Source organism: Xanthomonas sp. BRIP62415 (assembly GCF_003993515.1).
GTDB classification, from domain to species: domain Bacteria; phylum Pseudomonadota; class Gammaproteobacteria; order Xanthomonadales; family Xanthomonadaceae; genus Xanthomonas; species Xanthomonas euroxanthea.
This window is the reverse complement of the sequence record NZ_QEZH01000028.1, coordinates 14,143-28,065: the sequence shown is the minus strand read 5'-3', so window position 1 is coordinate 28,065 and position 13,923 is coordinate 14,143. Positions and strand designations below refer to the sequence as shown.

At 64.8% G+C, this 13,923-nt stretch carries 7 protein-coding genes; 1 reads left to right on the top strand and 6 read right to left on the bottom strand.

Features of this window, described 5'->3' with window-relative positions; genetic code table 11:
• Nucleotides 1-44 precede the first annotated feature (44 nt).
• From EO141_RS12810 to EO141_RS12795, 4 genes are all read right to left on the bottom strand, one after another.
• Entirely contained in the window at nt 45-365 is a 321-nt protein-coding gene (locus EO141_RS12810) for a hypothetical protein (RefSeq protein ID WP_127169382.1), read from the bottom strand.
• Nucleotides 366-629: 264 nt separating this feature from the next.
• Nucleotides 630-953 (bottom strand): hypothetical protein, encoded by a 324-nt coding sequence (locus EO141_RS12805; RefSeq protein WP_127169381.1) that lies wholly within the window; start codon nt 951-953, stop codon nt 630-632.
• A gap of 207 nt (nt 954-1,160) precedes the next feature.
• Complete coding sequence (locus tag EO141_RS12800; protein WP_127169380.1) at nt 1,161-5,015, bottom strand: translocation/assembly module TamB domain-containing protein; 3,855 nt, start codon at nt 5,013-5,015, stop codon at nt 1,161-1,163.
• The gene (locus tag EO141_RS12795; protein ID WP_104584372.1) at nt 5,012-6,793 is read right to left on the bottom strand and encodes an autotransporter assembly complex family protein; all 1,782 of its coding nucleotides are present in this window, start codon (nt 6,791-6,793) and stop codon (nt 5,012-5,014) included. The genes EO141_RS12800 and EO141_RS12795 overlap by 4 nt, the downstream gene beginning before the upstream one ends.
• Before the next feature lie 236 nt (nt 6,794-7,029).
• On the opposite strand from EO141_RS12795, the gene EO141_RS12790 reads away from it, so the two are divergent.
• Nucleotides 7,030-9,720 (top strand): TonB-dependent receptor, encoded by a 2,691-nt coding sequence (locus EO141_RS12790; protein WP_206514804.1) that lies wholly within the window; start codon nt 7,030-7,032, stop codon nt 9,718-9,720.
• A gap of 237 nt (nt 9,721-9,957) precedes the next feature.
• Here the strand turns inward: EO141_RS12790 and EO141_RS12785 are convergent, their stop codons facing one another.
• Together EO141_RS12785 and glyS are read right to left on the bottom strand one after the other, a co-directional pair.
• A complete protein-coding gene (locus EO141_RS12785; RefSeq protein WP_127169378.1) occupies nt 9,958-11,547 on the bottom strand; it encodes a sulfotransferase in 1,590 nt (529 codons plus the stop codon).
• The gene (gene glyS, locus EO141_RS12780) at nt 11,547-13,787 is read right to left on the bottom strand and encodes a glycine--tRNA ligase subunit beta (protein ID WP_127169377.1); all 2,241 of its coding nucleotides are present in this window, start codon (nt 13,785-13,787) and stop codon (nt 11,547-11,549) included. The genes EO141_RS12785 and glyS overlap by 1 nt, the downstream gene beginning before the upstream one ends.
• Nucleotides 13,788-13,923: the final 136 nt, after the last annotated feature.

Genomic DNA, 13,923 nt, shown 5'->3' with positions numbered 1-13,923 from the left:
TCACAGCACGAAGGCTCGCTACACGCGCAGATCCTGCCGCTAGATTAATCTTCGAGGTATAAGAATTTACCCTTACAAGATTGATCATTATCATCAATTATGATCGTTATCTTCTTTCCGGCGGTCATTGCCGCAATCAGGGCGGCATAGATCGCCTTGTTGTTTTCGGCGTTTGAATTCGACCAGTACACAGGCTTCCCGGCAGGACATACGGCGTTTCCTTCGGCCAGGATAAATGGAATTTGCGTTGGCATATAAGTTGCTTCGACCCGAACTACGCGTCCGGTAATGTACTGCAATGCAACCACAGGACCCGATATCGCAAACAGTCCCAAAACCATGGCTAGTCCTGCAAAAATCTTCATCCTTTCCTCGTGATTATTTGATTAACCATATCTGCTTGCAGAACGTCCTGTAAGTCGACATGCATGCATTTGATGCGCGGTGGAAGCAGCCTTAAGACGATCGTAGTAGGTGGCCTTCAATATCTGTCTGCGTAAACTAGTTGAAGACATCGCGTCCCAGTGTCACTGTCGAAGTCGACTTGTATGAACAGCAAGAACCTTTCGATCCGTGCTCCAGGCGATCCAATCGGCTGCGAGTTACAGCAGACCATTTCGCGGACGCGGTTATTTTGCAAAACGCATTGCCAATATCTTGGTACGCCCACCAAATCCACAGTCTTTTTTTTCTACAATCAGTTGCACATCAAGATCACGCGTGTACGCTGTCAGAGCCATGGCAAGCAGCTCTTGGTATGCTGCATGGTTGCGATCGATAACGAAGTCGTTTGGACCAGCGGTGCAATCTGTGATCAAGGCTGTGGAATGATGTAGAGCGATGCCCTCGCCATACCAGCCATTCTCTACGTAGGTAATTTTCCCGTAACCAGTGGCCTCGACGGCCAAGGCAGCGCCAGGCAATAACGTCGTTAGCGCCAGCAAATACCGCAAGCACGACCTTTTACCGAGATGCACCTTAGCTTCCCTTGCTATCAGCTATAAATGATATCGACGCCACAAATAGCGCCACGCATGTGCGCAGGCTAGTTAGTAGTTACGTTCCCCTGGTACCTCTGCACGCCAGGCAGAGCTAGCCACCCCGGCAGAATGAACAGCCAAGTCAGCTTTGTCAATATGTGATGAAGAGCAAGCGGCGGGTTATTTTTCCCGCCGCCAGTTCACCGAGCCCTTGGTCTCCACCGTGCTGGATTCGGCTTCGATGTCGAAGCCGCGGCTGAGCAGGTATTTCAGCGTCAGGACCGAGCCGCTGCCGACCATCGAGACGCCGTAGCCGACGTAGAGTTTCGGCGAGAGGTACTTGCCGAAGCCCACCACCGAGCCGACGGTGCTGGATTCGCTCACCCCCGCCTCGTCCAGGCCCAGCTTGGCGCCGATCTGCGAGGCGATCAGGCTGCTGCCGGCCGACAGCGCGGCCGAGGCGGCGCTGACCTGCTGGGTTTCGTCGCTGCTGGCAGTGGACAGGCCGCGGCCGAGCACCAGGTAGGACAGTGCTTCGGATTGCGACATCGCCGGCTCGGACCACACATCGGCACGCGGCGATTCGGCGCGGCCGCTGACGTCGATGCCGGCGGTGACATCGCCGACCTTGCGTTCGGCGCGCAGGCTCACGCGCGGGTCGGAGACGATGTTGTTGTTCCAAGTCAGCTGGCCGCGGCTGATGGTCAGATCCTGGCCATAGGCCTTGTAGCGGCCGCGCACGTCCAGCCCGCCGTTGGCGGTCATCTCGCGGCCCGGGCGCGCGCGGATCTGCATCTGCCCGCTCAGTCCACCCTTCAGGCCGAAGCCGCTCATATTGACCTTGTCGCCAAGCACGATGGCCAGGTCCATATCCAGTGGCGAGGCCGGCGCTTCTTCCGGGTCCACCGGGTCCAGCACCACCACGTCCTCGGACACCGAGGTGCCGCGATCCAAGCGTTCCAGGTCGATATCGGCTTCGGGTACGGTGACCTTGCCACGCAGTTGCATGGTGTTGTCGGTGATGCCGAACTGCATGTCCGGGTTGGCGATGATGCGCAACTCGCTGGTGTTGTAGGCCAGCACGTTCTGGCCGCGGATATTGAGCAGCAACGGCGTGCTGGTGCCGAACCACGACAGCCCGCCATCGATGTTGAGCGTGCCTTCGCCCGACTTGGCCGATGCGGTGATCTTGGCCGAGCCATCCGGCAGTGCGTCGAAGCGTCCCTTGCCCTCGCTCAGAGTCAGGCCCATCGACGGATATTCGGCGGTGAAGTTGCTCAAGGTGGCATCGCCGCCCAGCAGCGGTTTGTCGCGGGTGCCGCGCAGGCTCACATGGCCTTCGACCAGGCCCTTGGGCTGCACCACATCGGCCACCACCAGCTCCAGCCAGTACAGCCGCGACATATTGAGATACAGCTCGCCGTTGAGCGGGGCGTAGGCATCCCAGCCGGTGTTGAACTTGGCATCGACAAAGCCGGCACCCTGGAAGCCGACACCGAGCTTGGCCTGGATCTGCTGCGGGGTGAAATCGGCCTGCACGCTGAACTGGTCGTAGCGCAGCAACTCGCCGCGATTGGGGTTGCCGGCCACCGCCGCGTAGCGGGTTTCGCCCAGGCGGATGCCGCCTTCGGGCGAGGCGATGCGGAACGAGCCTTCCCAGGCATTGCCGCGCGGCTTGAAGCTGCCATCGAGCGCCAGCTCGCCGCGCAGGTAGATCTGCCGCCCCTCCTGCTTGGGCAGCCACGGCTGCACCAGCGACAGCGGCAGTGCATCGCCGTGCACCACCATGCCCTCGCGCGGCCAGTTGGCGCTGGCGCACAGCGCGCCACCGGTGGCTGCGCCCAGGCAGGTGTCCGACAGCGTGAATGCCGCACCGTCGGTGCTGAACTGCGCCGGCTGGCGCAACGCCCACGCATCGCCCTTGGCCGGTGCGATCCGCAGCGTGGCGACCTGGCCTTGCCAACGCTCGCCATTGCGACGGACATCGCCCTGCAGCGCGAGGTTGGCCATGCTGTTGGCGATCTCGGCATCCAGGCGCAGCGCTTCCACCGCACCGCGTGCCTGCACGCGCACGCTGTCCAGCACCACGCCGGCTTCGATCGCGGTGCCCTGCAAGGCCAGTTGCCCGTCGCTGCCGCGCCACGGCAGGCGCCCACGCAGGCTGATGCTCTGCGCGCTGTAGTCGTTCCAGCGCAGGCCATTGCCGGCGATGTCTGCGGTGATGTCCGGGGCATCGCGCTTGCCACTGACCTGCAGCTGCCCGCGCACCGTGCCGGTGGCGCCGGGCAGGACATCGTCCAGCTGCAACGGCTGCAGTTGCGCGGCGATATCGAGCTGGTCGCCGACCTTGCCCTTGGCGTTGATGCGGCTATTGCCCAGCGACAGCTGCAGTTCGCCTTCGCCCTGTTCGCCACGCAAGGCGAACTTGCCGTTGGCCGACAGCGCGCGCTGACGCAGCTGGCCGGTCAGGGTCGGGATATCCGCAGTGGCTTCGAAGCCCGGCGATACGCCGCCGGCCGGCGCCGGCAGCTGGCGGCCCTTGGAAGCGACCTTGCCGGAGAGATTGCCGTTCCAGCCCGGCGCGAAATAGCCCGGGTCGAACTTGGCCAGCTGGGCGGTGACATCCCATTCCAGCTCCGGGGTCCAGCCCACTTCGCCGGTGAGATCCAGCGAGCCGCCCGGGGTCTTGGCCTGCACCTGCTTGAGCTGGGCGCGCTGATCGTTGCCGCGGCTGTCGAACACCAGCGCGGCCTGCTGCCCGTCGCGCTCCAGCGTGGCGCGGCCGATCGCCGCCCATGCCTTCAGGGTGCCGGCCACGCCCAGGCGCGCATCGACCAACTCCACCGGCACCACCGGCGCATCGGGGGTGGCCGGGTCCGGTGTCGGGGTGAAGCGCAGGCCGCTGGCATTGACCGCGAAGCGGAAGCTCGGATTCTGCGTATCGCGGAAATCGGCAGTGCCACGCAACTGCGCGCGGCCTTCGAAGGCATCGATCACCAACGGCTCGACCGTGATCACCTGGTCCAGCAGGCTGATATGCGAGGGCTGCAAGCTGGCGCTCAACTCGCCCTGCTTGACGCTGCCTTGCAGGTCGGCGTTGCCGCCCTTGCCGGAGGCCTGCAGGTTCAGCGCGATCGGTGTGGCCGGGGCGGCGTACTGCCCGTTGGTGGCCGGCATCAGCAGCGAGGTATCCAGCGCCTCGGTGACGGCCTTGAAGGTCCAGGTCGGATCATCGCGCCCGGTGAACACCAGGCTGGCCTGCAGCGGCGCCGGCGCGCGGCCGGCGATGGCCACTTCCATCTTGTCCAGATCGCCGCGTGCCACCAGCCCCAGGCTGGCCGGGGTGCGCCCACGTGCGGCCGGCAGCACCGCAGTGGCGGTGAGGTCGGCGCGGTAATCGTCGCTGGGCACGTAGTCGCCGTGCAGGCGGAAGTCGCCCATGTCGGTATCGACCACCAGATTGCGCGTGCGCAGTTCGCCGGTGGCCACTTCCAGCCCGCCCTGCACCTTGTGCAGGACGATCATCGGCTGCTGCAGCTGGGTGATGCGCAGGTTCTCCACGGCGATCTTGTCGGCCTGGATCGCCAGCGGCACGTTGATCTGCGGCAGCGACTCGGGCCAGCTCGGCAGCGTGAACGGCTCATCGCTCTTGCCCAGATTCAACGTGGCATTGCTGACCTGCACGGCATCCAGTTGCAGCTTGCGCCCGAGCAACGGGCGCAGGTCCGGTTCCAGGTACACGCGCTCGGCAGTGAAGTGGATGTCCTGATACCGGAAATCGACATCGCGCAGGGTCAGTGGGCCGGCCACCGGGCCTTCGACCTTGCCGTAGGTGAAGCTGGCACCGACCGGCAGGCGCGCGGTGACCTGGGCCAGCAATACATCGCGCCCGGCCACGGTCTGCAGCAGCCAGTACACCGCGATCAGGGCCAGCAACACCAACCCCAGCAAGGTCAGCCCGGAGCCCACCCAGAACCGGCGGCGGCGGTAGAAACGCGCGCGGCGCGGTGCGGGGGGGGGCGTCGGTGTGCTCACAGGTTGGCCCCGATATCGATATAGAGCTGGAACTGAGAGTCGGGATCGTTCAGGCCATGCGCGATGTCCACGCGCACCGGGCCCACCGGCGAGCGCCAGCGCAGGCCGAAGCCGATGCCGGTGTGCCAGTCGGGCGTGTCGTCGAACGCGCTGCCGCTATCGACGAACACCGCGCCTCCCCAGGGGCCGCCCTTGAGGTAATGCTCGTATTCGGCGCTGGCGGTGACCACGTTCTTGGCACCGAGCGCGAATTCGTCCGGCTTGGGCGTGCGCGGGCCGACTTCGCGGAAGGCATAGCCGCGGATGCTGTTGGCGCCACCGGCAAAGAAGCGCAGGCTCGGCGGCATCGCCACCAGATCGCTGGTCCAGGTGGTGCCGCCTTCGCCGCGCAGGATCACCCGGCCATTGTCGCCGGCGCCCAGGAACCAGCGCAGCTGGCCATAGAGCTGGCCGAAATTGGTGTCCGAGCCGGCACCTTCGGCACCGCCGCGGATGAAGGCCTGCCCGGACACGCCGCTGCGCGGGAACAGGCGGTCGTCGACATTGACGTAGTTCACTTGCAACTGCGGATAGATCAGCGTGGAGGTTTCATACACCGCGCCTTCGAAGTCGTCACCGCTGCTGAAACGCCAGCGCTCGCGCAAGGCATTGATCGAAGCGATCGCACTCCAGCGCTCGTTGATCTGGCCGCTGCGGCTGCCGGTGAGCTTGACGTTGCGCAGGTCGATGTATTCGGTCTGCTCGTCATAGAGCCGCGCCGAGGCGGTGTACCAGCCATCCAGCCAGCGGAACGCCGGCACGCGGTAGCTGGTGGTCAGGCTCTTGCGGTTCTGCGCGTAATCCAGCTGCGTGTCCATCTTGTGGCCGCGCGAATTGACGTAGCGCCGCTCCACGCCGCCGCGCACACCGGCGCCGCTCTCGCTGCCATAGCTCAGGCCCGAGGTATAGACGGTGCGCTTGGCGCGGGTGAGCTTCACATCCACCGGCACCCGGCCCTGGTCGTCGGCTTCTTCCGGCTTGGGCTGGATATCGATGGTGCTGAAGTAATCGAGCTTGGTCAGCGACTCGCGCAGGCGATCCAGCTTGCCTTCGTGGTAGTAGCTGCCCTCGTCCCAATACACCAGCGGCTCGAACAGGCCGGGGCGGAAGTAGTCGTAGTCAAAGCGCACCTTGCCCATGTCGTAGCGGCGGCCGCTATCCCAGTTCAGATCGATATCGGCGGCGTGCTCGGCGCGCGTCACCGCGACGCGGCGCTGGGTGAAGTCGGCATCGAAGTAGCCACGCTCGGCCAGCCGACGGGTGATGCGCACCTTGCTCGCTTCGTACTGCGGATGGCTGAAGACCTGGCCTTCGCGCGGTTCGAACTGCTTGAGATCCTGACCCAGGTAGCGGTCCTGCTCGGCCCAGCCGGTGATGGAGATATGCGACTGCCGCACGCGCACCGGCTCGCCGCGCTCCACGGTGATCACCACCGTCACCTTGTCGCCGCTGCGCGGCGCGGCCAGATCGATGGTCGGCGAGTAGTAGCCGAACGGTTCCAGCGCCTCGCGCGTCTGCCGTTCGGCCTGCGCCAGCAGATACTCCAGTCGCGACTCGCCCTGCTCCTTGCCCACGGCCTCATACAGAGACAGGGAGACCTCGATGTTCTCGATCATCTCGGCGTCGGCGTCGTCGTCCAGGCCCTTGATTTCGATCTTGTCGATGGTTGCCCGGGCAACCGCTTGCAGCGGAACGAGCAGAGTGCACAGCAGGGAGAGAGCAAACGCGACTTTAAGCATCTACAAAGGATACCTAGCCTAGGCGTGAAGGGACAAAAAATCTAAACAATCTCGACTATCCGCAGGCGCAGGGGCTGGTTAGAGTCGAACTGTTGTTAACGTTTCGTTGACAGCGATGCCGCGCGGCCTCCCCGGTCGTCGCGCCCTGTTCCATGCCTTTGGAGAGAGAGGTTTCCATGAAGCGCCATTTGTTGGTCAACGCCGTATGCGCCGCCCTGGCCATGCCATCGCTTGCGATGGCCCAGAACCAGGACGCAGTGACTGAATTGAACAAGGTCACCGTGACAGGCTCGTTGATTCCGCGGTCACAGGTCGAAACAGCCACCCCGGTGTTCTCCATCACCGCCCAGGACATCCAGCGCCGCGGCTTCAAGGATGTCTACGACGTGCTGCGCTCGCAGCCGATGGCCACCGGCTCGGTGCAGGACGGCCAGTTCAGTGGCGGCTTCACCGCCGGCGCCAAATCGCTGAGCCTGCTCGGCCTGGATCCGGGCTTCACCCTGGTGCTGATCGACGGCCGGCCGATGGCCGATTACCCGCTGCTCTACAACGGCCAGAGCAACTTCGTCGACCTGGCCAGCGTGCCGGTGGGTATGGTCGAACGCATCGACGTGGCGCCCGGCAACCAGTCCTCGATCTACGGCTCCAGCGCCATTGCCGGCGTGGTCAACATCATCCTGAAGAAGCACGTCGAGGGCGTGCAGATGAATTACCGCATGGGTACCTACGACGGTGGCGGCGGCAACAACCAGCGCTTCCAGCTCACCGGCGGCAGCACCCTCGGCAAGGCCGATCTCGTCTGGGGCCTGCAGCTCAACAACCAGGATCCGATCTACGGCTACCAGCGGCGCGATTTCGATTCCACCTCCGACAATCCGGACCCCACGCTGCGCTACGGCTCGCGCATCGCGCTGCACAACACGCCAACCACCTACATCGACCCCGGCGCCGCCAACTGCGATGCACTGGGCCCGCTGTTCAACGGTTCGGTGCAATACGACAACCGCGCCAATCGCGGCAACTTCTGCAGCAGCCGCACCGAGCCCGGTTACGCCAGCATCCTCAACAAGGAGCGCAGCGCCAGTGGCTACGCCAACCTGACCTACGCCTTCAACGACAACACCCAGGGCTACGCGACGCTGCTGCTCAATCGCACCAAGGTGGAGGTCAACAGCGGCTCACGCTTCTGGCAGACCTCGTCCGATACCGGCGGCTTGTTCTACAACCAGGACAGCCAGCAACTGGAAGGCTACCAGCGCATCTTCGCGCCTGAAGAGACCGGCAACCTGAACTTCAACAACAATCGCCAGACCGCCGACTCCTACAACATCGCCGCCGGCATCAAGGGCGGGCTGGGCGCCAGCAACTGGACCTACGATGCGTACTACGCACGCGCCGAATACCGCATCGACAGCCGCCAGCAATGGCCGTTGGCCGATCGCATCGAGGATTTCTTCCGCGAGCAGTTTCTGGGCGCCCAGCAAGGCGAGTACTACGGCTACCCGATCTATTCGCCCAACGACGCCGACTTCTATCGCGCATTGACGCCGGCGCAATACCGCAGCTTCAACGACGAGATCCGCACCAAGTCCAGGACCTGGACCCAGAACGTCAACCTGCAGCTCACCAACACCGAGTTGTTCAACCTGCCGGCCGGTGCCGTCGGCGTGGCCGGGGTGCTGCAGGCGGGCAACCAGTACTGGGAAAACCCGACTGATCAACGCGTGATCGCCGGCGACTTCTACCAGCTGACCGGCACCCAGGGCAGCGGCAAGCGCGAGAACTGGGCGGCGGCATTCGAGATGCGCCTGCCGATCCTCTCGACGTTGACGGCCAACCTGTCCGGCCGTTTCGACGACTACAAGAACCAGGGCGGCGGTGGCGATTCCAAGTTCACCTACAAGGCCGCGCTGGAATTCCGCCCGATCGATTCGCTGCTGTTCCGCGGCAACTATGCCACCGCCTTCAAGGCACCGGACATGGCGTTTTCCTTCGCTGGCGACAGCGGCTTCTTCCAGGGCGTCAACGATTACTACCGGTGCGCACTCGAAGAGCCCAACGTGCCGATCGCCGACTGCACCTATGGCGGTACCAGTATCCAGGGCCGTCGGTCGGGCAATGCGGACCTGAAGTCGATCACCGCCAAATCCTGGGGCGCCGGCGTGGTGTGGTCGCCGAGCGCACGCTTCAGCGTCAATGCCGATTACTACAACATCAAGATCGATGACAAGGTCAGCGACCTGAGCACCGACAACCTGCTGCAGACCGAATCGGCCTGCCGCCTCGGCAGCCTGGATATCAGCTCGCCCACCTGCGTGGATGCACTGTCGCGTATCGATCGCACCGCCGCCGATGCACCGGTACCCAATCGCCTGAGCGACATCCGCATCAACCCGGTCAATATCTCCAACGAGGAGATCTCCGGCGTGCTCAGCAAGGCGACGTACAACCTGGCGACCGAATCCTGGGGCCTGTTCGTCTTCGACGCGCAATACAACCTCACGCTCAAGCACGAAAGCCAGCAGTTCCCGCAGGATCCGGTACGCGACCTGCTCAGCGAACCATTCTTCTCCTCCGAGTTCCGCAGCATCGTCAATGCCTCGGTGACCTGGCAGAAAGACGCCTGGACCACCACGTTGTTCGGTCAACGCAATGGCCGCACGCCCAACTTCGTGGCGCAACAAAGCACCGATGGGTATGCGGTGGAAGGCGCCCGCAAGGTCGGTGCGTGGACCACGCTCAATGCCACGCTCGACTATGCGCTCAACGATGACATCTCGCTGACCGCAACGGTCAACAACCTGGCCGACACCCGCCCGCCACGCGACCGCACCTACACCAGCTACCCGTACTACAACATCTTCAACTACACCGGCTACGGCCGCTCCTACATGCTGGAGCTGAACTGGCGTTTCGGCGCACACTGACTGATCCGAGGCGGTAGCGTCCAGCGGCAGCCATGGGGCTGCCGCTGGCGTTTTTTGGCCAAGGCTTAGGGCAGGCGTTTTTGAATCGAGCGCTCGGGGAGCGCCGCGACTGCGATTGAGCGAGTCTGGAGCGGCTGGAAAAGGTGTGTAGCACAAGCTGGCGACACGCAGGCACTTCGGCTGCGGGCATGCTGCACGCACCGATGCAGCAGCCTCGCGTCGTCGTGCTGGCCGTTGTCAGCGTGCGTCGGCCTGGATCAGGCCGGCATGCAACAAATCCAGCCGCAGCGGCTCCAGCTGCGTGGCGTAGCGCCGCCACTCGTCCACGTTGCGCCCATGCACACCTTCGCGCACCTGCACGCTGCTCAGCGTGGCCGATGCAGCTGCATTGCGGGTGATATCGATCTGACCGGGCTCGATCTCCAGCCCGCAGCGCGCCATCAGCTGCTCAAGGACCGTGGATGGATCACGCACCATCTGCGCATAGTCCACATCGATCACCCGGCCCGGCAATGCCGCGCGCCACTGCGCCATCAACCCGTGATACGCCTGATAGTGACGCGCCAGCGTGTGCAGGTCGTAGCTGTAGGCGTAGGAGTCGCCGAACAACGCGCGGTAATTGGAGAAACACACCGCCATCGGCTCGCGCACCAGATGCACGATCACTGCACCTGGCAAGGCACGTGCGATCGGACCGATCGCCACCGCGTTGGCCGGTAGCTTGTCGATGTACCAACGCGCAGATCCGGCGCGCCATTGCGTCTGTTCCAGGTAACGCGCGCCGACCTGCGCATAGTCCAGCGTCGGCAGCGCCTGCAGCACACGCGCATCCAGCAGGCTACGGCCGGCCTGGTCGGCGCCCCAACGCAGTTGATGGCCAACGTCGTTCAACTCGCCAGCCGACACGATCTGGGAATGATTGCCCAGCATCCGCTCCAGCACCGTGGTGCCCGAGCGCGGCAAGCCGAGCACGAAGATCGGTTGCGGGCCCTGCGCGGCGGGGGCTTGCTGCGGGGCGAACACGCCTTGCTGGGCCAATGCTCCCAGCTGCGTATAGAGCGCAGCTTCTGCATCGGCGTCGTGACGCAGGCGCGCATGCATCACCGCATTGCCATGCTGCAGCGCGTCCCAGGCAGCCCCGGTCTGGCCGAGGTCTTCCAGCTCCTTGTACAGCGCGAACGCCAGCCCGGCGCGATCCTCGCTGTCGGGCTTGGCACGTTGCAGTTGCTCACGCAGTTGCTCGACATGGTTGCTGCTGGTGGTCTGACGGCGCAGGCGCGCACGCGTCAACGCCGCGCGACCATAGCCGGGCTTTTGCGCCAGCGCATGCTCCAGCGCCTGCGCCGCTTCATCGAGGCGACCATTGAACTGCAGCTGCACCGCAAGAAAGAAACGGAAATCCGCGCCATCGAATCCGCAGGCCTGCGCGCGCCGCATCATCGCCAGCGCGTCGCCATGTTCGCCCAGCGATTGATGCACATGCGCGAGCAAGGCCAGGGTCGGGCCATCGTTGCACTGCATCACCGACGGATGCCGCAGCAAGGCATGCAGCGCGCGATGCTCGCCGACACGCAGCAAGGCTTGCGCCACGCGGCAACGCATCGCCACGTCGTCACCCAGATCGCCTGCGGCCAGCCGCAACTGCGCCACCGCCTCGCGCATCCTGCCGTTGGCCAGCACGGTGCCGGCCAGCAGCACGCGGGCCGACACGTGCGTGGGCTCCACCTCCAGCAATGCCTGCAGCGCAGACGCGGCCACACCCAGGTCACGACGTGCCAGCGCGGCCTGCGCGGTCTGCCAGTGCACCGCGCCGGCGGACGCGGCCATCAGCTGGACAGATGCTCGATGGCGGCGACGCTGCCGAGGCGGTCGCCCAGCTTCTTCAGCAGGGCCAGGCGGTTGGCGCGCAGTTGCGGGTCTTCGGCGTTGACCATGACGCCGTCGAAGAAGGCGTCGACCTGCGGGCGCAACCGCGCCAGGCGCGCGAGCACGGCGACGTAGTCGTGCCGGTGCAGTGCATCACCGGTGTCGCCGATGGCCGCTTCCACTGCTTCGGCCAGGGCTTCTTCGGCCGGCTCGCGCAGCAGGCTGGTGTCGATATCGCCAGGAATCTCGCCCTCGACCTTGCGCAGGATGTTGCGGATGCGCTTGTTGGCCGCGGCCAGGGCTTCGGCTTCGGGCAGCGTGGCGAAGATGCCGATCGCCTCGATGCGGCGGTCGAAGTCGTAGAGGGAGCCGTGGGTCGCGCCCAGGTGCGCTCCTACGCTGGCCGATGCAGGAGCGCCCTCGGGCGCGACCGAGAACAGTGCGGCGACCGCATTGAAGTGGGTGGCAGCAACGCCCTTGTCTGCGTAGTAACCGCGCAGACGGTCGAGGACGAAGTCGAAAATCTCTGCATCTTGACCAGCCTGCGCCAACGCGGTGTGTGCTTCCTTTTCAACAGATGGCGGCAAAGCGGAACCAGCATCTTTTGCCTTGGCGATCGCAGTTTCTGTCTTGAGCAATTGCCTGGCACTTGCCTGGACATTGATCTGATTTCTAGCCTCTACAAGCAGCTTTTTCAGATCCAGCTCAAACCCACTCTCGATCACCGTCCGCGCCAGCCCCAGGGCATTCCGCCGTAGCGCAAACGGGTCCTTGTTGCCGGTCGGCTTCAGCCCGGCCGCAAAACCACCGGCCAGGGTATCCAAACGTTCGGCAATCGCCAGCACCTTGCCCAGTGGCGACAATGCGATGTCGTCGCCGGCAAAACGCGGCTGGTAGGCCTCGTCGATCGCCAGCGCAATCTCGCCGGGCTCGCCGGCGGCCTTGGCGTAATGGCGCCCGGCAATGCCCTGCAGCTCCGGGAATTCGTTGACCATGCGCGACTGCAGGTCGTTCTTGGCCAGCTCCGCGGCGCGGCGCGCCTGCACCGGATCGGCACCGACCTGCGGCGCGATCGCCTCGGCCAGCGCCGCCACGCGCGCGACCTTGTCGGCCACCGTGCCCAGCTTGGCCTGGTAGGTCACGCTGGCCAGACCGGCACCCATCGCCTCCAGCCCCTGCTTGAGGTCTTCGTCGAAGAAGAACTTGGCATCGGCAAACCGTGGACGGATCACCCGCTCGTAGCCCTTGGCGACTTCGGCCACGTCCTTGGAGACGATATTGGCGATGCCGATGAACTGCTCGGTCAACTTGCCGCCGTCGTCCAGCACCGGGAAGAATTTCTGGTTGACCTCCATGGTTTCGATCAGCGCTTCCTGCGGCACCGCCAGGAAGTCGCGCTCGAAACTGCACAGCACCGCCGACGGCCATTCGACCAGGTTGACCACCTGTTCCAGGTTGTCGTCGCTGATGCGCGCGCTGCCGCCGGCCTGCCTGGCGGCAGCTTCGACTTCCTCGACGATGCGCGCACGGCGTGCGTCGGCATCCACTAGCACATGCGCCGCGCGCAAGGCCTCGATGTAATCGCCCGGCGCCGCCAGCGATACCTCGCCCTGATGCATGAAGCGATGCCCGCGGCTGAGGCGATCGCCACGCACGCCCAGCAGCTCGGCCGGAATCACCGCATCGCCGAACAGCAGCACCAGCCACTGCACCGGCCGCGCGAAGGCGTATTCGTGCGCGCCCCAGCGCATCGGCTTGGGGATCGGCATCGCGGCAATGGCCTCGCGCAGGATCTCCGGCAGCAGGTCGGCAGTGCGCGCGCCCGGCGTCACCGCGCGGTGCACGAAGCGCTCGCCCTTGGCATCGCTGGTGCGCTCCAGCGCGGTCCAGTCGATGCCGGCCTTGGCGGCGAAGCCGGCCAGCGCCTTGGTCGGCTTGCCCTCGGCATCCAGCGCGATGGTGAGATACGGGCCCAGCACTTCGGAGCGCTGCTCGGGCTGCTCGGTGGCCACGCCCGGCAGCAGCACCGCCAGGCGGCGCGGCGTGGACAGCGGCTTGGCATCGCCACGGGTGACGGCAACGCCGCGCTTTTCCAGACCGGCCAGCACGCCATCGAAGAAGGCCTGCGCCAGACCCGGGAGCGCCTTGACCGGCAGCTCTTCGGTGCCCAGTTCGATCAGCAGGGGAAGTTGTTCGCTCATGTCAGGTGAACCTTGGCTTATGTCCCTTCTGCCATCAACGGACGAAGGTGACTGGAGAATGTCCTTCTCCCGCTAGCGGGAGAAGGTGGCGCGCCGCGCCGGATGAGGGTCGTGCCGAGGCGGCGGAGACGTACTG